We start from the raw sequence: 23,084 nt of genomic DNA on the forward strand, positions 1-23,084 counted from the left end.
GCCTGAGCCTATTTTATTATCCCAGATTTTTGCCAAACTCACCTCTTTTGGTCGTATTCACAATGCTTCTACAGCCGTTTAACCCTCGTAATTTGGCTATAGTATTGTTCTTTTAGACTTTATTGGTGTGACTAGTGCCTTTAGCCCCCCTTGACAATACTTATCAATCCAAGTGATTAAGCTCTGCCTTGCACAGCCAAGTTTATCCATCACTTCTTGTCTGCTTTTACCATCATGTAGATACTTGATTGCTTCTAACCGTCTTCTTATATATTGTTGTTGATATTTGTAAAATAATTTTTGCCACTCTTCTTCTTCAAAACTTCTTTTACTTAGTTGCTTTGATCTAGTCATAAACTCCTCTCTACTTTACGTCTAATTCTACACTGGGAAGGGAGTAGGAACTGCGTACACCAGTAGGGATGAAAATAGAAGAGATATTTTCAAATCAGGTCAACATAATTAAACATAAAATGTTTAGGAGATAGATCCCAGAATTATTAGAGAATTCGGGGATTTGGGAATTACGTTTTTTAAGGTTGATATACTTACCTACTTTATTACTATAAAAGTATAGATAAATTTTAAAGAAATATAAATAATCATCGCAGGTATTTGTGCTATAGAACCATAAATCAATAGTAAACAAATAGTTGAAAATACACTTCTATTGCTAGGGCATCTATCATAAGTATTATATTGATAATAACGACTAAAAACAAAAGCTTGACTCATTACCGTTTGAAAACTTAATCCTATAGCTATATTTAACATGGGATTTGATATAATAGCATAAATGCCAGCATTCATGCTGTAGTAAATAGATGCAACTATGAAATAATCTTTCTCCAATTTAGTTTGAGTAAAAGCATATCCTGATAAAAAGAATGCGTAAATAGAAAACATATTTCTCTTAAACTCTTTTTGTATTTCTTGAGTAGCATGATTGAATTCAGAAGTTTTCTTAGGACTAAAACACAATGAAGGCAACCACTTAACCTTCGGTTTTATTGTTTCTATATAACCTTTTTCGATCATTTCATCTAATATATGAAATCTTTTATGCATCTGACTACTTACATTTTTACTGTTCATAGAAATCAACTTTTAATAAGTTATGGATCTTCTTCTTTTGTCTATTACTGGATGCGATTGCATCCTTTATTGCTCTGGTGATTCACTTAGTTGAAATGTACTAAAAGACCAATGTTCAATTTTCAGATCGGTGAGGGTAAAATTTGATGTATACCTGTATCGATCTGCAAACATCGGGAACTAGTCTAAACTTCAGAAACCAAGACCAAGGAGCGATTTACACTCTAATCTATTGTCAGGTGATAAGCCCAATTTTTTTAGAAATTCTGGACTATAACAAGCTTGTTGCCAATTTTTAACAGCCTTAATGTCTGTAGGATCTAAAGATTTGGCACGGCTAAGATTGGTACATCGCTTGTTGCTAAATCCAAATCTTACATTGTTTAATATTTCACAACCAAATTCAGCATTTTTGAGGTTGGGTAAAGTGAAAGAAGCACCATAAAAGTCAACACCAGTAAGATTGGCACCTGAAAGGTCGGTAAATATAAAGGTGGCGCTAAATCCAAATGTAGCACCAGTGAGGTTGGCACGAGTAAGCTTGGCATAATTGAGGTTGACACCAAAAGATCCAAACTTAGCACCAGTAAGGTTGGCATCAGAGAGGTCGGCAGCCTGGAGGTTATTAGGGAGTTTGGCACGTGAAAGGTCGGCACGTGAAAGGTCGGCACGTGAAAGGTCGGCATCTGAAAGGTCGGCATCTGAAAGGTCAGCACCTGAAAGGTCGGCACGTGAAAGGTCGGCACCTGAAAGGTCGGCACCTGAAAGGTCGGCACCAGCAAGTTGAATACTATTTAGGGGGACACCAAGCTTGACCAATTCTTGGAGTGCTAGAATTCTTGTCGGGCTATTTTTTTGTCCCTTAGCTTGCTCAATCGTCCTCCTCAACTGACTAATTATTATTTCTCTGGTAGTAACAAATCCTATAAATATTGTTAAAGCGACAAGAGGAATAAACCCAAAACCAATAAATTTGAGGCGATTATTTCGTCTTTGTTTAATACTTTTTTCAATAAAGTCGGACTCTATTTTGTTAAATCTATTATTAGAAGATTTGAGTTCCTTCCTTAACACATTAAGGTATGGGTTATAATTCCAAAGGAATTGTGGCTGCTTCTCCTTACTTCTCCACTCGAAGGCGGCTAGTGTCAGTTTTCGGTGCAGTTGCAAAGAGTATTTTTCCTGCTTTTCTGCTTTTTCCTTCTCTTCCTCTTGCCACTGCCTTAGCTTATCCCATTTCTGTACTAATAAATCATGAGCTGGTTCTACATAAGGTTCTCCTGTTTCCTGTCCACCAACAATAAGACGAGCATTATTAAGAACTTCTAGAACTTGCTTGACACGTTCATTTTCTGTATCGTCTGCGTATTCTAATTCTAATAATGGCACTCGTCGTCGTGTTGACTCTTGATCCTGTTGAACTGTCATCATCCGCAGCATTACGCGCCGCATGGTAGCTTTTTGTGTATCATCTAATTTTTCGTATTCCTTATTAGCCCTTCGTGTCAAGGAGCCTGCTACGCTTCTGGTTTCAAACTCAGCATCTATTCTGATGGCGCGATCAGTAATTTCTCTATTTCTAGATTTTTCGGCAAATTTAATATATAGTTCACTTAAAGTAAAAGACAGTAAAGGTAAAGTTCCTGGATTTTGTCCTACTTCTTGAATCAGTCTATCTACTAAATTTGGTGGTTCAAAGTATAATGCCATCTCAGAAGCAGGTCTTTCAATTGCCAGCCTTAACTCATCCAGATGCATATTTTCTACTCGAAACTGAGCTTTGTTCCAATGGGACTTAAAAACATCTGATTCGCGAAACTTTTGTTCAAAATCAGACCGCAAAGTCACGACAATTCGGAATTTTTGAAGATTTGCTGTCAGAATTTCTTCTAAAAGCTTTAATAACTGTTGCCACTCTTGCTGTTTATTTGGTTGCTTGCTTTCTTGATCAGGCGATTTCCAAAAATTTCGCCGCTTCTGCTTTTTGTTATTTTGTGTAACTTCTTGAATGTTTTGATTTAAGGTTACTAACTCTTCAAACTGGTCAATTATTAGTAAAAGATTAAAATTAGTTCTACTCGAACTCTGACTCCATTGATTTACGAGATTAGTAAAATGCTGAGTATCTCGCTTTAGTTCGTTACTCAGATCATTTAAACAAGTCAAAATTTTTTGATTAAAATTTGATAATTGTTCCCGTTGTTTTTGCTGAGAGCATAAAGTATTAAGTTCGTTAAAATAATCAATAACTAGCAATAGTTTTTTTTCAGATTCAGCACCTCTCCACAATTCTGCAATTTTACGAATTTTTTCTGTTTCTATGTCTGAGTCAAAAATATTATCTATAAACTGAAATTGATTTACTTCGCTCAGGAGAGTCTCATCAGCTACCGGGAGAATTGACCTTGCTAAAGTAGTAAAAGGAAATTCTCCAGGACGCATGGGTTCTAGAATGTACCATTTTTCATTGTCTGTCTGATTATTCCGTAAATTGGGAACTAGTCCTGCTTTTACTAGACTAGATTTACCAGAACCAGAAGCACCCAATACTATAGTTAATTGTTCCTCATACACAAACTTTACTAGTTTTTTAACCAATTCTTCTCTGCCAAAAAATAAATGAGAATGTCTTTCCTCAAACGGCTTCAAGCCTTGATAGGGATTGTTATTTTCATTAAGTGGTGGTGCTGGTGTTAATTGCTCTTTTTGAAACCCGGGTAGTGTAAAAATAAACTCGCCTCTGTCATGCTTTTGTAAAGGCCAAAGCCCAGGAGTTTGCAATTCACTGATTCCATCTTTACTTACCAAGCGATCACGCAAATACAAATAAAGTTCAGGGGCTGTAATTACTCCATCTCCCGTTAAATCTGCTTTGTTATCTTTTAATCCTTCAATTAGGGCTAAAGCAAAAGGTGAGTGATAATAGTTTTGATCTGTGTTTCGCAAATCGCTTAAAAAGTCAAGTGCTTCTTGGTTATAAGCAGCGGAAGTGATGGCTTGCCAAGCTGAACATCTGATGAAGCGGTCATAATGTTCACGGTGAATCGTTTCTGGAATTGGAATGACATTTCTGCTACTCGACCAACGAAAATTACCAGCAAAACAACAATCCAAAATTACCAGCAAATGATGACAATCGAGTTTAGAGAGTGCTGCGTTTACATCCCTCATGGGAAGAAAAGTATCGCGATCTCTTGGATCGGCATCTTGAGGAATCAGATAACCTGCTGGACCATCTTCACTATTACGGGCAATACCGTGTCCAGCAAAGTAAAAAACTAAGCGATCTCCTTCTGTTGGTCGAATCTGATTTGGTAATGTTTCTTTTAGTAGTTTGTTAATATTTTCTAGGGTTGCTTCATTGTGTGGAGGAAAGAAGCGAATTATTTTTTGATATTCATATTGAGTTTCCAATAACTCAGCCAGTTCCGTAGCATCATTAATAGGTGTTGAGAGAGGGTGAATACCATTTCGATAGTCATTAATCCCAATGATCACGGCTATATTGCGGTCAAAATCAGTTCTGTCGTTACTCCAAATCATCAGTTATCCTCAACTTGTTGATGTAATTTTGAACAGGAGTGAATTTTTAGTTCATCCCTAGACAATTAACTAATTAAGCGGCTTAACTGCTGCAATTGTTAGAACACTAACTCTATTGAAATGTACTCACGCATCAAAACCTGCTACACACAAACTAGCACATTTACATTGAGTACCTAGATTTTTTTGACAATAAGTTTTACCTGCTCTGTTGTCCATTCATCACTAGGATAAGCAGCCGGACTCACATTTCTATTTGCAGGATTTTCGTCACTAATAGCCGCTATTAAATCTTCGAGTGGATTACTTGGTCGTCTTCCCTCTACTCCTGTTCGATGTTCACCTAACGCTGGTAGTTTTAGCCAGTCAAAACTGGTACCTGCAACTGTTGCAAAAACTTTGAGGACATCTGCACCTTCTTGATAGCCTTCTGGAAGACTGGTACGGAAACGGATAGGTGGTTTAATTTGGCGTCCTGCTTCTAAAATTACAAAGTCGGCACCAATGGGGTGAAGCTTACCAATGCTCCAATCAGGTTGGATAGCAAGTACAGTAATATTAAGTGTTTGAGAAGACTCATTGCGGATTTTCAGATAAGCAAATTCATCGACATTGAGTGTTGGTATCTTGCCAGATTTATCGAATGGCTTTAGTTCACGATTGTCACCCGCTTTGCACAGTTCAACTTTGATTTTTCCTGCCAAAGCTGACACGGGGTCATTGTTGTCAAGTAGCAAAACAGCTTGATACTTAGATAGATGCACCAAACGATTTACTACATTAGCTGCTGCATCTGGATCACCGACTTTCAGGACAGGTTGCAAATTAGCAATCGGTTTGCCACCTGGATCTAGAATCTCATACTCACCTTTTTCGTTAACAGACACCTGATAAGCAACGGCTTCATCGCTGTTTTCATCGCCAGACACAAACTCTATCCAAGCATTGCCTTCTACTGTTGGTTTTGCTATTTCAAGCTCTGGCAATGCAGACTTTGTTGGCAACAGACGCACCTTGCGGACAAGTTTTACACTCGGATGCAACAGTAAAGCAGTAGCCCCCTGCTCAATATTCTCAACCTGATTTTCTCCCAACACTTGTTTAATTTCAGCCCAGGAGTCCACTGCACCGAGTTCTGTAATTTGAACTAATGCTACTCGTTTGTTAGTCTGCTTTATATCTGCTGTGCCTAGTGAATAGATAGCAAATTCTGCACCCTTGAGAACACCATTTGCTTCCCCCGCTTGCAACTGTACCCGCTTCTGGGCTAAATCAACTTGTATAACTGGGATAGCCAACTGATAATCGACAGAGTTACTACCAAAAATTAAACGGTCTCTCTCTCCTTGCAGCATCGGCACTTGCCGTTCAAACTGACTATGGATTTTGGCTAGTAGGCGATCATGAAGTACCTTATAGGTGACTCCAGTACCCAGCTTCTTCAAAGAATCTAGCAACCAGTAAGTCAATGCTCCGTTGCGTTCCTTACCGTCAAAAGCATACTCGTAAGCAAACTCATTGTCCCGACAGGCAGCCAATAAAGTATAACCCCGCTGCTCAGGCAACCAACCGCTAGCAGCAGTAACATTGCGAGTTCCTTTGGTTAAACTCTCCCAAGTTGCTACCAATTCCTCAGATGATGCAACCAAACTTTCTATGGGTCGCAGCGTTTCGTCAACAACATCCAAGCCTCGGATATCTGAGTCAACTCCTTTGGTTGCTCCTCCTGAATGGCAACTATCCAAAACAATAGTAACGACTAACCCTTTATCCACCATCTTTTTTAAGATGTGTGCCAATTCAATATCGCGGAAATACTGTCCTTCTTTCGTGCCAATATCAGTAGGAACTAGCGCCTCATCTACTCCATCATCTCCTTTCAGTTTGGGGTATTTTGTTTTTGTACGCCCACCATGACCGGAGTAGTGAATGTACACAAAATCACCATTCTCAGCTACTCTACTCAATTCTTGAAACTTCTCTACTATATTGATATAGGTAGGCAATTGCTTTGGTGGTTCTTTTGGTGTAATTGAACCATCTACATTAGAAGCTGTCAGCTTTAAAATTTGCGTTTCTGGCCGTGTATTGAGCAGATAAGCTTCTAAGTGATTGATGTCCCGCACACATCCTCTGAGATTTCTGTAAGAACTGCCATCAGATAATCTATTGGGTAGATAGCAATCAACTCCAATTAACAAAGCATGAAACTTGGGTATTGGATTAGTTTGGTCAGTCATGCTAACATCTCCTATACTCAGTTATCAGAAATTATTTGCTTGCTACTTCAAACAGGTCGTGAACAGGGTTTGGAGCTTCTGGATCTGTATTTTCTGTCTGCACTTTTAATCGGTAAAGTCCTGATTTTAAATCATCAACAACCAGTACCGATTCTTGCTCCTGCTGTTCAAAATTCAGATGTAGTGCAGTGCCTTCTTGGGAAACAGATGTAATCTCTGCTTTGAGTTTTTCTAATCCTGGATTAGGACTAATGACTCTGGCACGGAATTTGATGGGTTCCGAAGCTAAGTAGAGGTCTTCTAGGTAAAGGCTAATAGCTGATTGCGGCGCTCTTACCCCTACTAAATCAAACTGACAGTGAAAATGATGTTGAAAACAGGTCATTAAGTCCTTAGCGTAAGTTTCGGAATGGATGCTCATTTACCCCCGTACCCCTGCCCCCCAAAATTTTTCGCTCTCCTTCATTGTCTAAACTGAGATATCTTTCTGACTCCAAACATATTTTCGGCAAGTTTCACAGGCTGCGATCGCAATCTTGCGCTGTTCTATATCTTCAATTGATTTAGGATTTTTGAAGATGGGGTGGTAGCGGAGGCGATCGCAGACAATTTGCAACCAGGTTTCCCAATTGCCAACCCGCCATAACCGCACTGTTCCATCATCACTGCCACTGGCAATAATTTGTCCATCCGAAGCGATCGCCACTGAGGTAACTGTATCCTTATGCCCTTGGAACGGTTGACCAATAGGATTGCCCTGCCTATCCCATAACCGTACTGTACGATCGCGGCTACCACTGACAATTATTTGCCCATCTAAAGTGATCGCAACTGAGGTAACTGTATCCTTATGTCCTTGGAACAGTTTACCGATAGGATTACCTTGCCTATCCCATAATCGTAGTGTGCGATCGCGACTGCCACTGACAATTATTTGCCCATCTAAAGTGATCGCAACTGAGGTAACTGTATCCTGATGACCGAGAAAGGGCATACCTTGTGGGTTGCCTTGCCTATCCCACAATCGTAGTGTGTTATCCTCACTACCACTAACGATGGCTTGCCCATCAGCACTAATGGCTACTGAATCAATAATATGCTCATGACCGAGAAAGGGCATACCTTGTGGGTTGCCTTGCCTATCCCACAACCGTACTGTCTTATCAGCACTGCCACTGACGATAGTCTGCCCATCTGGAGTTATGGCAACTGAGGTAACACCAAGCTCATGTCCCGTAAACGGTTGACCTATGGAGTTTCCCTGGTTATTCCACAACCGCACTGTATTATCCCAACTACCACTGACGATGGTTTGCCCATCTGGAGTCATGGCAACAGAGGTAACATAAGTATTGTGGCTTTCAAAAGGCTTACCTATTGGATTACCCTGTTGATTGTGCAATTGCACTGTCCCATTATTACTACCAGTAGCAATAATTTGCCCATCAGCACTGAGCGCAACTGAGGTGATACATTCCTCATCTTCATGGTCTTGGATAGAATTGCCAAGGAGTTGACTCTGCCCATCCCATAACCGCACTGTTCCATCAGCACTGCCACTAATAATAATTTGCCCGTCATCGCTGACGGCGATTGAAACAACACCAAGCTCATGTCCCCTTAACGGTTGAGAAAGCAAGCTACCCTGCCGATCCCATAACCGCACCGTCCAATCATTACTGCCACTGATGATGGTCTGTCCATCAGTGCTGATGGCTACTGAGGTAACAGACTCCTCATGACCTTGGAAAGGCGGGGCAAGAAGTTCACCTTGCCGATTCCACAACTTTACCGTCTTATCGCTACTACCAATAGCAATAATTTGCCCATCAGTGCTGATAGCAACTGAATTAACAGACTCTTTTTCATGACCGAAAGGTTGAGTAAGAGATTGGCCCTGCCGATTCCACAACCGCACCTTCCCATCAGCACTGCCAGTAATTATGGTCTGCCCATCAACACTGATGGCAACTGAGGTGACAGACTGCTCATGAGTGAAAGGTTCAGTAAGAGATTGACCCTGCCGATTCCACAACCGTGCTGTCCTATCAGCACTGCTGCTGACAATGGTCTGTCCATCAGCACTGATAGTAATTGCGATAATAATACTGTTATGCCCATAAAAAGGTTGACCTATAAGGTTACCCTGCCGATCCCACAACCGTACTGTTGAGTCCCAACTGCCACTAACTATAGTCTGTCCATCTGGGCTGATGGCAACTGCGCTGACCTCAGCCTCATGCCCCTGGAATGTTAGACCAATGGGGTTGCCCTGGCGATCCCACAATCGCACTGTTTTATCTTGACTGCCACTAACTATAGTCTGTCCATCAGCGCTGATGGCGACTGATTGAACAAAAAAATTCTCATGCCCTCTGATAACATTGCGCTCTCGCGCTACCTTCATCGCCTCAAATAAACTAGACTGAACCGGGCTGAGAATTTCATCAGGCAATTCTTCACAATTCTGACCCATTGCTTCAATTGCCAGAACTAGGCCGTTTAGAGGTTGTGCAGGAAGCAAATCTAAAATATTAGCTGCTTTCTCTCGCAGTTGTGCATTTACCCGCAGTTGTCTAGCTTGTTTCCGTTGAATGTCTCTGTACTCAATGCTGCGCTCAATAAACTCCTTTTCTCGGTGATTTAACCAGTTATCAGATAATTTCAGGATCTTTTCTAACTGATTGAGCCGATCGCCATCCGGCAACAAAGGACCTTGATTTCTAGCCCAATCATTTGCCTGTGCGGTCAATCGCTGCTGGAGTTCTAGAGTTTCTTTTGCTTTCTCTTCCTCAATCCAGTCCTGCAATGTTCCCCAGCCACGTACCAGAAAATCATGGGCAGCTTCAACGTATGGTTCTCCGGTTTCCAGTTGTCCTTTAACAAGGAGGCGAGCTTCAACGAGGCGATCAATCAATTGCTTGACCCGATCACTTTCCTCTTTAGTAGGATAAACCAATTCAGACTCAGGCACTCGTCGCCGTGCAGTTTCTCCACCTTCAAGAGTTAACATTCGCAGCATGACTCGGCGCATAGTAATTTGGGCAGCTACACCCAATTCATCGCCAATCTTGTTATATTCCTCATTCGCCTTTCGAGTCAGGGAGCCAGCTACGCCACCTTCCTTGTCAAAGTCAGCATCAATCGTTAAGGCGCGATCGCTAGTTTCTTTATTTCTCCATTTTTGGACAAGTTTAATGTAGAACTCGCTGAGGGTAAAGGAGAGCAGGGGCAATACTCCAGGCATCTGACCCACTTCGTCAATTAAGCGATCAACCAAGTTAGCTGGTTCAAAATAGAGTGCCATTTCGGATGCAGGAGCCGCGATCGCTTGTCGTAATTCGTCTGAGCGCATGGCGCGTACTGGAAACCTAGCTCTCGTCCAGTAGGACTTGAGGGCTTCGGAGTTCAGGAAACGGGGTTCAAAGTCGGAGCGTAACGTGACGATGATGCGGAGTTGGGGGAGGGTTGCTGCTAAAGTTGTCTCTAGCAGTTGCAAGAACTGTTGCCATTCTTCCTGAGCGTCACTCGGCTGATTGGGTTGTGCTTTGCGACCAAGGGTGATTAACTCCTCAAACTGGTCAATTACTAGCAATAATTTGACACCAGGATGCTTCTGAATCCAGGTTTTAACTATTTCAACAAAGCAATTGGAAACGGATTGCAATTGCACTGTTAGGGGATGGAGACAAGCCAGGAAGACCTGTTTGAGTTGCAGCTGCTGTTCGGATTCTGGCTCTGTTTCAGTTGAACAGAGTGCATAGAGTGTCTCGAAATGTTCTACAATTAATAACTGATTGGCAGTTTGGCTGTTCTGATTCCAGATTGCAGTAATTTGGGTAAATTTTTCAGTTTCCAGCTTTAAGCGTTGCGTAATACGGCTGGTTTCTCCCTGTTTCTTAGAAGCCTCAGCAATTTTCTGTAATTCCTTAATTTTCTGGTTCAGCTTTTCACTGAGGAAGCCCAGCGAGTCGAGTTGGACTGTGGTAGGCAGATCAGCGATCGCCCAAATGGTTCTGGCTAAAGCAGCGAACGGCGATTCACCAGGACGTATGGGGTTGAGGATGTGCCATTGATTGAGGTTGTTGTTCGGCTTAGACAATTCTCTCAGGTAGGGAATCAGCCCCGCCTTGACTAAGCTGGATTTACCAGAGCCGGAGACTCCCAAAACAACGGTCAGTGAATGGTCTGGTGCCGCAATCCGGGCATACAAACTTTCGATGAGTTCTTGCCTGCCGAAGAAAAAGCGTGCGTGTTCCTCTTCAAAGGGCTTTAGTCCCCGATAGGGATTGTTGGTTTCATCGATGGGGTCTGCCTTGCTCAGACTTAGAGGGTCAAAGTTTGGATCGTGGAAGATGTACTCGCCGCGATCGTGCTTTTTTAAGGGATAGAGTCCGGGGGTTTGGCGATCGCTAGAACGATTTTCTACGTTATCGCGCAGGTAAAGATATAGTTCGGGGGCAGTAATAACTCCATCTTTGGTCAGGTCTGCTTTTTTGTACCGTCTGCCTTTTTCATCCGGTTCGCCATCTTGTAATGCTTCAAATAGGGCTTCAGCAAAGGGCGAGTGTTTTTTTCCCTGAGACTTTTGGCTAATGCCTCGCTTATCGCTCAAAAAATCGAGGGCTTCCTGGTTGTGGGCAGCAGAAGTGATGACTTGCCATGCGGGATAGCGAATGAAGCGATCGTAGTGTTCTCTGTGGATGGTTTCGGGAATGGGGATAAGTTTGCGGGTACTTGCCCAACGGAAGGTTCCGGCAAAGCAGCAGTCAAGGATAACGATCAGGTGATGGCAGGGTAGGGCAATGAGGGCATCGTGTAGTACTTGCATGGACAGGAAAGTTTCCGGGTTTTTGGGATTAGCATCCTGGGGCAGCAGAAATCCTCTCGGCCCATCGTCGCTTTCAAGAGCCATTCCGTGTCCGGCAAAGTAGAAGAGCAGGCGATTGTTTTCAGCAGGTTGCTGGAGTTTTTCTGGCAACCATTTAGTGAGCAGGTTTTCAAGCTCGTTCCGTGTCGGCTTACGCTCAGTATCATCGGCATCAGTAATGAGTTCAACTTGATACTGGTAATCGTCTCTTAATATATCTGCTAGTGTCTCAGCATCAGGTTTTGCCGTATTCAACTTGGCAATGCCGTTCTGATATTGGTTGATGCCGATGGCGATCGCTAAGTTGTGTGTAAATTTATTCATTTATGAAACTGCCTTGCCTGTTAACACGGTTATCTAACTAAAATTCCAGTGGAATCAAGGCGATTGCCGCTCCTTTTTTGCTTACAAGCACTTCAACTGCCTACACTTCATTCATTGCCTACTTTCCGACTGTTTACGTCTGAGAAGCTTTAATATATTTACATAATCTGCGTTCTTCTTCACTGATATTCGCTGTGGGATTCCTCAGATATTCATCCATCCATTGACAACCACGTTTGAGTAAATCCTCTAATTCTTCAATTTTCCAAAATAAAGGTATATTTTGACCTTCTCCTACAGCGATGATTAAATTTTTACCATCATGGATAAAACCAATCACTGGCTCGGTTCCATCCCCGGTATCAAAATAAGTACCAAGAATGGAGGAAACTTGTGGATTCGTTAAGTTTAATTCAGCAAGTTGCCGTCCTCTTAAATCCCAAAGTCGTACTATCCGATCCGAACCAACAGTAGCAATACGCTGCCCATTTGGACTAAAGCTAACACTTATTGAGAATCTAAAACTATCCCCATCAATATTACCTATCGTTTTTTGATTTAATACATTTACTATATAAATACCATTATTTTTTATAACAGCAACATACTGTCCATCTCGACTAAAAATTACTTGGTTGCCACTTTGATAGTGTTCTAACTGAATCTCTTTTAAGCTGTTTATTTGTTTGCCATCAAGATTCCAAAATCTCACTTTTCCATCATTTCCCAAAGTAGCGATCTTTTTTTCGTCAGAAGTTATAAAAGCTTGTTTAAACCAATCTGGATTATTTTCCAATTCTAAAATTTCTTTATATCCTTTGTGAAATCTAACTTTGCCGTCATTTAGTTTTTCTATATAAAGGTTCTGCCGTACACTACTGTAGATATCTTTTTCCAGTTCTTCTTTCATCAATAACATCTCACCGTTAAACCATCCAATAGGGGATAGCCGAAGCTGTAATCTAGGCTTAAGATTCCAGTAGCGAATTTGATTGTGCGCTCCAGTAATTAGATAATTGCTGTCTTCAGTGAAGCGCATTCTTCCAAAGTATCCTCGATAACCTCCTTCACCAATTTGAATAACTTTACCTGTATCTTTCAACACTTGAAAAAAGTGCAAAAACTGTGTATCTGCACCTCCATCTATTCTTTCTAAAAGAGCAATTTGCTGTGAATTGGGGCTAAAAATTAATTTTGAGACAATATAGGCTAGTCTGCTAGTAAATTTTCCAAGTATATATCCTGTTAAATTCCAAAATACTACACTATTACTACTTATCGTAATAAAAAATTCTCCATTTGGACTAAACAAAATATTAGAAATACTGTTATTTTCTACTTGATGAGGTTCTTCAATTAGTTGGTTTGGTAATTCCCAAATCTTAAATTTGCCGTTAGTATCTAGTGTTATAAAGTGTTGTTGATTGGGATTATCAAATCTATGGAGTTTTTCAGGCTCGGTGCGAGATAGAGCTAAATCTACCTCCTCGCCCACGTCGTACCCTAAGAATTGCCAAATCGCATCATCTTCAGATACATTTAAACGATTTTGCTCGTTGATATTGTCAAGAATAGTTTGTAAAGTGAACAGAGGACTAACAGTTGGATAGCTTTGTAAAGGTGGATTATTATTGGTTTTCCAATTTTGCAGTTCTCTCGCTGTCCGCATAACTAGTAACAATGAATCTAAACTCTTTTCAATTTCAAAGTGTCGGGATGCAATGACACTTCCTAATTCTAATTCTGCTGCTATTCGGCGTTCTTCAGAGATTCGTAAATCTTCTTCCAACTTCTCGATCCGGTCTTGTTTTTCTTGAATACTGCGTGTCACAAACTCTTTCTCTAATTTGTTGAGCCAGTTATCTGTCTGTGATTCAAGCACCTTCTCCAATTTAGCTAGACGAGCAACTTCCTCAATCCAAAGCATCCCTCTGCCATGTTTCCAATCAAGGGCAGCAGGAGTCAAACGTTGTTGCAAAGTCAAGTCTTCCTGTTCTTCCTTAATCCATTTCTGTAATTTGTCCCAACCCCGCACCAGGAAATCATGAGCCGGCTCGACGTAAGGCTCTCCTGTCTCCTGTCCTTTTACCAGCAAACGAGCTTTAACTAAATAATCGCTCACCAGCCCGACACGCTTGTTCTCTTGCGAATCTGGATACACCAACTCAGACTCCGGCACTCGTCGCCGTGCAATTCCACCCCCCTCAATTGTCACCATCCGCAGCATCACCCGTCGCATCGTGGCTTGGTATGCCTTGCCTGATGCTTCGCCAAACTCTTTAACGAGATTGTCATACTCCTGGGTTGCCCGACGAGTCAGCGCTCCTGCCACTCCACCCAATTCTTCATAATCCTTAATTCGTAAAGCGCGATCGCTTGCATTATCCTTCATCCAACGATCGCGCAATTTGATATAGAGTTCACTCAAGGTAAACGAGAGCAGTGGTAATGCTCCCGGCATCTGCCCTACCTCATCAATTAACTTGCCCACCAACTCCGGTGGCTCAAAGTACAACGCCTGCTTCAGGGCTGGCCCCTCAATCGCCTGTCGCAACTCATCTGAGTTCATCGCTCGTACCGGAAACCGCCCATCCTTCCAGTACGATTTCAGCGGTGAATCGAGAAAACGCGGTTCAAAGTCAGAACGCAGTGTTAGTACCACACGCCATTCTTCAGGACAAGCAGCGATCGCTTTTCGCAACAGTTCCAAAAACGGCTGCCACTGTTTTGCTTCAGTGGTGCGCTCGCCTCCAGTTTGCTCGCTCCCTTGGCTATCTGTCTGACCCTCATGACTTGCCGTAATTAGCTCTTCAAACTGGTCAATTACCAACAAAAGCTTGATATTAGGATGATTCTGGCTCCATGTCTTGATCGCAGCTATGAGATACTGCGGATCTTGCTGGAGATGCCCAAGCAAGGAATCGAGTCTAGCTAAAATCTCGTCATGGAAATGGACTAATAATTGCCGTTCTTCTGGACGACAGAGAGTTTCTAACTGGGCAAGGTAATCCTCAACCAGCAGCAACCTTGCTTCTGGAGTCGCACTACACCAAGACTGTGCAACTTTAATCAAAATCTCATTCATTTGGAAAGGGCGATCGCTCTCTGGCTTGGCTTGATCTGCCCTACCCAAATCCTGATCTGCTTGGGTCTTAGATTCAAGCACTCGCTTGAGCGCCTCATCCAAAAAACTAACTTGAGACAATTGCTCAACGAGATTGGCATTGACAACAGGCAGGAGTACTCTTGCCAAGGATGTAAAAGGCAACTCACCAGGTCGCATCGGTTCTAGAATATACCACTGCTTTGCCTGCTTGTCTCGTAGATAAGGAATTAACCCTGCTTTGACTAAACTTGACTTACCTGAACCTGAAACTCCCAGCACTACCGCAAGCGGCTGATTAGGCACCAAGAGACGTTTTACTAATTCTTCAATCAGAACCTGCCTACCAAAGAAAAACCCTGCGTGTTTCTCATCAAATGATTTTAAGCCGCGATAAGGATTATTGTTTTCATCCAGGGGTGGTGCAGGCTTGAGTTGGTCGCGTGTAAATCCTGGTTTCGTGAAAATAAACTCACCCCTGTCATACTCTCGTCGTAACGGATAAAGTCCAGGTTTTTGGCGTTCTTCGGATAATTTACTCACTCGTTGCTCTAAATAGAGGTAGAGTTCATGGGCAGTAATTACACCATCGGGAATCAAATCTGCTCGATTGTCTTGTAATCCCTCAATCAGCGCTAGAGCAAAGGGAGAGTGTGAGGAGTTCGTAACAGTTCCCCGATTATCTTCTGCCAAGACAACATTATCGAGGGCTACGTCCATTGCTTCCTGGTCATGAGCAGAGGAGGTGATAACTTGCCAAGCGGGAAAGCGAATAAAGCGATCGTAGTGTTCTCTACGAACGGTTTCTAGAATGCGAATCAGTTTTCTACTGCCTGCCCATTGAAATGTCCCTGCAAAACAACAGTCCAAAATTACCAGCAAGTGATGGCAAGTTAGTTGGCTTAACTGCTCATACACGTATTGCATAGATAGGAAAGAATCTGCTTTGTTTAGGTCAGCATCCTGCGGTACCAAATATCCTGATGGCCCGTCTTTGCTGTTACGAGGAATTCCATGACCTGCATAGTAGAAAATCAGGCGATCGCCACTGGTTGGCTTAAGTTGATTGGGTATGGTGTGAGAAAGTAGGTCTTCGATTCCTGTCAGCGTTGCTTCGCCGTCAAACAGTCGAATGATATCTGTTTTTTTGTAGGCGTATTCTTTCTCTAAAAGGTCAGCAATGGCACTAGCATCGCTAACTGCTGTTTTCAGATCGTGAATACCGTTACTGTTGTAGCGATTAATGCCGATGACTACTGCCAAGTTGCGATCAAAGTTCGTCCTGTTTTCTTCCCACTGCATTCGTGTGAGTCCTTGGTTTATTCGATTTTTCGCCTTGTCCAGCACCCTAACCGACCGATTATAACCACTTACAGCAAATGTTTGATTTCATTGGTATAAATAATTTACAAACGAAGCCAGAAATGTATATATTAATTGTGATTAAAGATGAGATATTGTAAAATTCGCCTTGCTTTCATCTGTTGTGATTCTTGCGTTTGATAAAGGTGATAGGCAACAATTATGAAACAGAAACGCTAATAAATTGAGGATGACGAGGATGCTGGATAGATGTTTCTGACCATGACCCCCAAACATTGATAGGATTTTAGATATCCCCCTGCTTGCAGTGACTCATAGACCCAATTAAATATGGGAAACAGAATGCTGGCTGCAATCTCATCCAAAATATTTCTGATTTGATTATCGCTTGGTATCTGCTCAACCTCAAAAAGGGTTTGAGCATTGTCTCGTCCCCGTTGCGCCTGCATCTGTCTTTGATGATCTAAAAATGACTCACATTGCATTAAAAAAGTTCAAAAATTTATGTGAAAAAAAATGTAGATACAAAAATCTCCTTTAATGGCAGCCAAACCCTTGGTTTTGGCTTCAAAGCTTGTCCAATTTGGGTAGAAACTGTTGGTGGAGTTTCAAGATTTAAGTTGAACCCTAATACAAACCAAGGTGTAGCCCTTAGAGGCCCCACAGAACTTCGACTGAAGCAACTTTAGATAATAAAAATGAGTTAACGCCAGTTTTAATTGCTCCCAATCAATTGATAGAATTGGCATAAAGTGAAATCGACAATAGCAAGCGATCGCTATTAACTTGACTTATTTTAGTAATATCTTGGTAAAAGTTGCTTTAGATTCCCGTTAATGCTGTAGACCTGTAGATTCAGCTTCAGATTGTTGTTCACATCTTGTGCTTCTTCAGCACTGGCGTTAGAGATTCTGGAATACCTTGTAAATCAATTGAAATGCAACCAAGCTGAAACGCATCCTCGATTGAGCGCCCAGATCCCAAAGCATCATAGAAGCCAACAGCAAATTCAATAGCAGCTTGATCGCCAATTTGCTGATGCATTCCAATAACATAATTAATATGCTGACAAATTGCCTCAGCCTGAGTTTCGGAATAGCAGGTATTTAGCAGAACACATTCGACCTTATCTTTGAATATCTCAAATAGGTTGACTAAAGATGCTGTACTGACCAGCTGTATTTGCCCCAATTTGTTTTCCAAGGCTAATCCTTCAGTGGCTGCTCCATAGCCAGAAAAATGAACAATTTGTGGTTCATAATCTAGTAGAGCACGCCGTAGGTCATCAGGGCGTACAGCCCATTTTGAGATAATTTCAAATTGATCTCGTTTTTTAGCTCGCTCCAAACCAGTTTCAATTTCACGAACCTCTGCATCTAAGCGACGTTTATCTGTATTTTTAGGATTAGCTGTGAGAATGAGAATTTTTTTAACTGTTTTATCTTTGTCACTTTTATTCCCAAGACTATAGTAAGTTTCTATGTAAAATTTGTCGCTTTTTATCGCAGTGATAAGCATATTTTCTAAACTGCGAATCCGCTCATCTTTCTCTGCCATTGCAGCGAGCAAAGATTGTAGGTCGCTATATGATAAGGAGGCAATCTGTTGATATTTGTCAATATATTCAGCACTCAGACTAGAGCGATCAGCTTCACCTGTGACTCTCGCCTGGAGTCGAATTTTTTCTTCACCCCGCCCTTCTAATGCCACAAACTTTAGTTCTGCTTCTGGGTGCTGTTCGGCTAACTGTTTGAGGGCGATCGCTGCGGCGCTTGGGTCAATACCTTTGTAATGATATAAATCAAGGGTTTTAAACGTGCGCCCGACAACACGAGGATCAAGATTTTGAGTTTGATAGATTTCTAACGTTTTAACAATTGGAGCAATAAAATCAGTAAAATCACCTGCTCTAAACAGTTCCTGGCGATTGTCCGGCTTGCGAGAGGGATCTGGATCGGCTTCGGTAGGGAGTTTCGTGTAAATGTAATCGCACTTTACAGCATCTAGATTGGTACCTGTAGAAATTCCCCAGTTCTCAATATAAGCTCCTGTCAAGCAAGCTCCTTTGAGATTGGCTTGATATAATTGAGCTTTGGCTAGTCTTGCACCTGTGAGATTGGCATTTTCTAAAGTTGTTCTACTCAGATCTGCTCCATCCAAGTAAGCATATTGTAAATCCACATTTTCAAGCTGTAAATCTCTCAAATTAAGATTTTCAAAGTGTTGGCTTTTACCTTTTTTAGTAACTACTAAGTCACGAATTTTTAAGTTTTCCAGATAAGTTCCTTCGGTTAGGGCTTTTTCTAGATTCTTAGCCTGAAACCAACAAGTTTTCTTGAGTGTTGAATTTCTAAAATCTGTACTATTAAGCTTAGCTTCTGTAAAATTTGCTCCTGTTAAATCTGCACCCCTAAAACAAGTACCACCTATAGAAGTAATCCAATTAGCTGGTTTATAGACAAGTAGATACTTTTCATTACAACTAGATAGATTCCAACCAATCCAAGAACTTAAACTAAATAATGCGACTACGACTAAGGCTACAACTGGCAACCCTTGAACAAGATGTTTTGTACCATGTTCAATCCCCTCCCAACCTCCAGCTAAACTGCCCAGTGTGAAGGTGATTCCGTAAATGAATAGCGCAATTTTGCCAGTAAGGGTTTGGAGTACTGCCAGTGCAAATGCTCCAATAATTGCTCCTGCAATAGCTCCGGCGATCGCCAATGATTGTGTAATGGCAGCAGCTGTTGCATCAGTTGTACCTAAACCTCCCGCCAAAATCAGCACAAATGCAGTGACTAGAGAAAATACTCCCACAGCAAGTCCTAATCCTCGTCTGCACGCTAGAAAAATAAAACCATTCAGGATTGCTAAGGCAAAGATACTCGACCAAAAGACCACAGGATCTTCATCAATTACCATTAAACTAGCAACAATTCCACTAGCATAAGCTGAGACATATCCAGCTAAAAAAGCTAAAAGCAGCGACGCACCGATTATCCCTATTCTCCAGTGGAGGCGTTGTCCAGCTGTTGCATAGCTGAAGTCTGCTCCAATCAGAATTGCTTTGGTAAAATCTGCACCTCGGATGTCAGCATGACTAAAGTCTGCACTAGATATTTCTTGGCTTTTGAAAGAATAGCCGCGAAAATTTTTCTGAAATACATTGCTTGGCATAATTCAAAAGTTTTACATAGCCAAATTCTAATTTTAGCCTCCTAGCTTTTTTTTAATCCACTCAAATAGTGCTCCTCCACCATTTTTAGGCACACCAATACACAAACCAAGGTAAATGTCAAAGAAATCGATATCGTCTCTACATGTAGCTTTGCTAGCTGGAACTAGATTCATTTTGTCGAAAAACTCCTGTGTGTCTACATCACAATTCTCTAGCGCATAAGCTGCAAGGCGACGAACATTTAAATCTTCTCTTTCGTTATTTACAACGGCAGTTAGAATATCAATTGCTTCATTCGGTAGTTGACCGATCATGGCTAACCCATAAACGGCTGCACGTCGTCGTTGTAGATCCGAATTAAAATCGAGCATGGCTGTAAATCTTTGCAAATTTGAGTTTTTCAAAGCTGTAATTAGGAAAGAAACTGCGGATATACCAATTCCCTGAACAGCAAAACCTACCCCCCTAATACTATTAAGTTTAAAGGAATCCACTAAGTTATAGTTATAGACATCTGAAGATGTCTCATCAAAATTTGTCAAAAGTTCACGCAATTCACAATTGTCTTCAACAATTTTCAAAAGATAACTAATCGCAAGTTTAGTTTCGCCTAATTTACCCAGTGCCTCAGCACTTAGAATTACTAAGTCTCTTCGAGCATAATCGTCATTTTTGGTATTAGTATTCTTTGTTAAAAGGTCTTCTATAAGAATCTTTAGTAATGTAGGAATGGCTGGTTTTGCATCAGCACCAATTTTTCCTAAAGTTGTAATAGATGCACTACGAATGTAGAGATTTTCTTGCTCATCCTCAATAACTCTAGTAAGTTGATTTACAATGTCCCTTACCTGAGAGCCAATTGCACCCAAAGTAGTAATTGCTCCTTCTCGCAAAGCTATTTCTTCACTTTTATTTTTAACAATCTCGATTAGCGCTGGAACCGCATGGTTTGCCTGCTCACCAATTGCACCTAAAATTTTAATTGCTCTTTCGCGCATTAGTAGATCTTTAGTTTTATCTGCTAAGACATTGACAAGTGCAGGCACAGCGACGCTCATCTCTGAGCCAATAATCTTTGCAACCGTTAGTTGCAGTTCAAGCAGCGCATCGCCTCCATCATAATATTGCCATTCAACGGCTTCATTAGATACATAGTCTATTGATCTAATAATTGCAGTAACAATTGCTGTTTTGTCTACATCACCTGTAAGTAAAGCCAGTGCTGTACTAAACAACACTGGGCTATTTTGTTCATTTTCGAGAATCTCAACCAGCATAGCGCTTGTATCTTCCAACTTTATTCCAATTGCAAATAACCCTAAAGCTGCACTAACGCGACTTTCATTGCTTTCGCCCTTTTGTAAAATTTCAACAAGACTATCAGTTATACCTGAAGTGTTTGGAACAATTTCGGCAAGTGCTAAAGCTGCTTGCTCTCCTAAACGCACTGTTGTTGTTGTTTTGATAGTCTCCAGAAGCTTAGAAACTGCAAACTCTGTTTCACCAATTAATCCTAAAGCTTTAGTAACTTGCACAACCGAGTCCGAATCTTCAACACTTTTGAGAAGCTTCTGTAAACCAGGGATAGCGGATTTCGCTTCCGAGCCGATTTTTCCTAATGCATTAACTGTGAGATATTTAAGGTAATCGTCTGATTTTTTATCTTCTAAAATAGCAGTTAGCTCTGGAACAGTGTCCTTTGCTTCTTTGCCAATCTGTTCTAAAGCTTTAATAATATACAAGCGTTTATTGCTTTCAATGTAAAAAGTATCAGAACTGTTTGAAGCAACTAATTTATTAAGCACATCCAATGCTTTTTTAAGCATTGGCACAGATATAGCTCCACAAAATCCTAATCTGAACACTAGTTCATCCCACTCTTTTGAGTCAAACTCTTGATTTTGTACTATTTTAAAATAATTTTCAAAGTTTATCTTAGGACAAGTAGCATTGAGCGGAAGATAGACAGTAACCATAGCAGATTTATTCCTTCAAAAATTTTTAAACATCGGCAGGATAAAACCCAATATACTAAAGTAATAAATTGGAATGTTGTTAATTTTTTTAAACTTGAAAAGCACGTTTACTCAAACCATTTTTGAAAAAATTTCTGCTCGATTAGAATCTGCTTTCTTAAAACCGGAATTAAATGATGTGCAACGAGGCATTTTTGTTCACAAAGAGTACTGATTTTTAATCAAAGCAGGCAAATAGATAGCCAAGTCGCCAGCGTTTGAACTTTCCTGGATCGCCCCATCCTCCCCAAGGTAAATGTCCTTTCGGAGCTTGGAGGCTAAACAGCACACTGTTGTAATCTCGCCACTTGTAGTCTTCTTTGTCATCTACAGTATATTTCATTCGCCATCCTACACAGTCACCAAAAGCACGAAATGTTTTCACACCTGAATGGGGATTGCCGTCAATTTCTTTATTTTTCCAAATTTCATTTTGAACACTGAACCCAAAATGGCTATTGCTATAGGTTCTCCACAAGTTATCAATAGTTTTCAAATCTTCGGACGGAAATTTTTGAATATCTTCTACATCCAGGTATTGTTTAGCCTCACAGTCAGCAATCCTCAGCATGATAGTGAACGTTTCTTTATCGGCTTCCTTCCAACGTCCTGTTTTCAAAAGGTCTTTCAATCTGGTGTAGTCAAAGGTCAGTGTTTTCCTCTTTAAAACTGGCTTCAAATGTTCCTCAATGGTTCGACTTTCACCAACTACATCAACTGGTATTAATTTCCGATCACCTGTTGTATTCTTATGTATAGCGGTTTGAATAGCAACACAACCTAGCTCGTAGGCAAATTCAACCGACTTTCCTGCCCCAAGAGCATCATAAAAGCCAACGGCAAATGCGATCGCCGCATCATCTCGAATTTCCTGATTCATGCCAATAACATAGTTAATGTGCTGCACAATTGCATCTGCTTGCACCTCAGAATAGCAAGCATTTAACAATACACATTCAACACTATTAGCAAAAAGCTGAAATAAGCTCGACAGCGCTTCGCTACTAACCAATTTTGGCAGACCAGTTACATCTTCCAAAACTAGCCCTGATTGTCCTTCTCCATGACCGCAGAAATGAACAATCTGAGGTTCAATGTCGAGTAAAGCGCGTCGGATGTCAATTGGACGGGCAGCAACTCTAATTTCCACTTTAAACTGCTCACGAAAACGCGATCGCCGAATCGCTTCTTCAACATCCCGTATTTCCTGCTCTAAGCGTAATCGGGAGGTAGCAGGAGGGTTAGCTGCAATAATTAAAATATTTTTCATTTTCAATACTGTAGCCAAAATAAGAGTATAAAAAGAGGGCTGATGTAGTAGAGTTATAGTCTTCCACAACGACAACTCGAAAACCACACACAGCCCATGTTTGACATACTAGCACTGTTG

11 protein-coding genes are annotated in these 23,084 nt (G+C 41.2%); 1 reads left to right on the forward strand and 10 read right to left on the reverse strand.

Going from position 1 to position 23,084, the window contains the following annotated elements:
- Positions 1 to 96: 96 nt before the first annotated feature.
- From H6G68_RS24760 to H6G68_RS24790, 7 genes are all read right to left on the reverse strand, one after another.
- Positions 97 to 354: a helix-turn-helix domain-containing protein gene (locus H6G68_RS24760; protein WP_190909024.1), complete on the reverse strand. Its 258-nt coding sequence runs from the start codon at positions 352 to 354 to the stop codon at positions 97 to 99.
- Positions 355 to 552: 198 nt separating this feature from the next.
- On the reverse strand, positions 553 to 1,095 hold the full coding sequence (locus tag H6G68_RS24765; RefSeq protein WP_190909025.1) for a hypothetical protein: 543 nt from the start codon (positions 1,093 to 1,095) through the stop codon (positions 553 to 555).
- Between the two features lie 192 nt (positions 1,096 to 1,287).
- Positions 1,288 to 4,638, reverse strand: a complete 3,351-nt coding sequence (locus tag H6G68_RS24770; protein ID WP_190909026.1) for an nSTAND1 domain-containing NTPase — start codon at positions 4,636 to 4,638, stop codon at positions 1,288 to 1,290.
- Positions 4,639 to 4,814: 176 nt separating this feature from the next.
- Complete coding sequence (locus tag H6G68_RS24775) at positions 4,815 to 6,878, reverse strand: caspase family protein (RefSeq protein WP_190909027.1); 2,064 nt, start codon at positions 6,876 to 6,878, stop codon at positions 4,815 to 4,817.
- 31 nt (positions 6,879 to 6,909) lie between these two features.
- The gene (locus H6G68_RS24780; protein ID WP_190909028.1) at positions 6,910 to 7,299 is read right to left on the reverse strand and encodes a hypothetical protein; all 390 of its coding nucleotides are present in this window, start codon (positions 7,297 to 7,299) and stop codon (positions 6,910 to 6,912) included.
- 48 nt (positions 7,300 to 7,347) lie between these two features.
- Positions 7,348 to 12,072 carry an nSTAND1 domain-containing NTPase gene (locus tag H6G68_RS24785; RefSeq protein ID WP_190909029.1) on the reverse strand — a complete coding sequence of 1,575 codons (4,725 nt, stop codon included), beginning with the start codon at positions 12,070 to 12,072 and terminating at the stop codon, positions 7,348 to 7,350.
- 133 nt (positions 12,073 to 12,205) lie between these two features.
- Positions 12,206 to 16,477, reverse strand: a complete 4,272-nt coding sequence (locus tag H6G68_RS24790; RefSeq protein ID WP_190909030.1) for an nSTAND1 domain-containing NTPase — start codon at positions 16,475 to 16,477, stop codon at positions 12,206 to 12,208.
- 527 nt (positions 16,478 to 17,004) lie between these two features.
- Here H6G68_RS24790 and H6G68_RS24795 point away from each other — a divergent pair.
- Entirely contained in the window at positions 17,005 to 17,187 is a 183-nt protein-coding gene (locus H6G68_RS24795) for a hypothetical protein (RefSeq protein WP_190909031.1), read from the forward strand.
- Positions 17,188 to 17,371: 184 nt separating this feature from the next.
- Here H6G68_RS24795 and H6G68_RS24800 read toward each other — a convergent pair whose 3' ends face one another.
- From H6G68_RS24800 to H6G68_RS24810, 3 genes are all read right to left on the reverse strand, one after another.
- The gene (locus tag H6G68_RS24800) at positions 17,372 to 19,678 is read right to left on the reverse strand and encodes a pentapeptide repeat-containing protein (RefSeq protein WP_190909032.1); all 2,307 of its coding nucleotides are present in this window, start codon (positions 19,676 to 19,678) and stop codon (positions 17,372 to 17,374) included.
- A gap of 33 nt (positions 19,679 to 19,711) precedes the next feature.
- A complete protein-coding gene (locus H6G68_RS24805) occupies positions 19,712 to 21,655 on the reverse strand; it encodes a HEAT repeat domain-containing protein (RefSeq protein ID WP_190909033.1) in 1,944 nt (647 codons plus the stop codon).
- A gap of 217 nt (positions 21,656 to 21,872) precedes the next feature.
- On the reverse strand, positions 21,873 to 22,964 hold the full coding sequence (locus H6G68_RS24810) for a GUN4 domain-containing protein (RefSeq protein ID WP_190909034.1): 1,092 nt from the start codon (positions 22,962 to 22,964) through the stop codon (positions 21,873 to 21,875).
- Between the last annotated feature and the right edge of the window lie 120 nt (positions 22,965 to 23,084).

The sequence above is a fragment of the Anabaena catenula FACHB-362 genome, from assembly GCF_014698735.1.
Lineage (GTDB): Bacteria > Cyanobacteriota > Cyanobacteriia > Cyanobacteriales > Nostocaceae > Anabaena > Anabaena variabilis_A.

Bases quoted from the DNA above. Each gene is read 5' to 3' on its own strand.
- H6G68_RS24775 (WP_190909027.1), bottom strand. From the start codon at position 6,878: ATGACTGACCAAACTAATCCAATACCCAAGTTTCATGCTTTGTTAATT.
- H6G68_RS24765 (WP_190909025.1), bottom strand. From the start codon at position 1,095: ATGAACAGTAAAAATGTAAGTAGTCAGATGCATAAAAGATTTCATATA.
- H6G68_RS24760 (WP_190909024.1), bottom strand. From the start codon at position 354: ATGACTAGATCAAAGCAACTAAGTAAAAGAAGTTTTGAAGAAGAAGAG.
- H6G68_RS24780 (WP_190909028.1), bottom strand. From the start codon at position 7,299: ATGAGCATCCATTCCGAAACTTACGCTAAGGACTTAATGACCTGTTTT.
- H6G68_RS24790 (WP_190909030.1), bottom strand. From the start codon at position 16,477: ATGCAGTGGGAAGAAAACAGGACGAACTTTGATCGCAACTTGGCAGTA.
- H6G68_RS24805 (WP_190909033.1), bottom strand. From the start codon at position 21,655: ATGGTTACTGTCTATCTTCCGCTCAATGCTACTTGTCCTAAGATAAAC.
- H6G68_RS24800 (WP_190909032.1), bottom strand. From the start codon at position 19,678: ATGCCAAGCAATGTATTTCAGAAAAATTTTCGCGGCTATTCTTTCAAA.
- H6G68_RS24785 (WP_190909029.1), bottom strand. From the start codon at position 12,072: ATGAATAAATTTACACACAACTTAGCGATCGCCATCGGCATCAACCAA.
- H6G68_RS24770 (WP_190909026.1), bottom strand. From the start codon at position 4,638: ATGATTTGGAGTAACGACAGAACTGATTTTGACCGCAATATAGCCGTG.
- H6G68_RS24810 (WP_190909034.1), bottom strand. From the start codon at position 22,964: ATGAAAAATATTTTAATTATTGCAGCTAACCCTCCTGCTACCTCCCGA.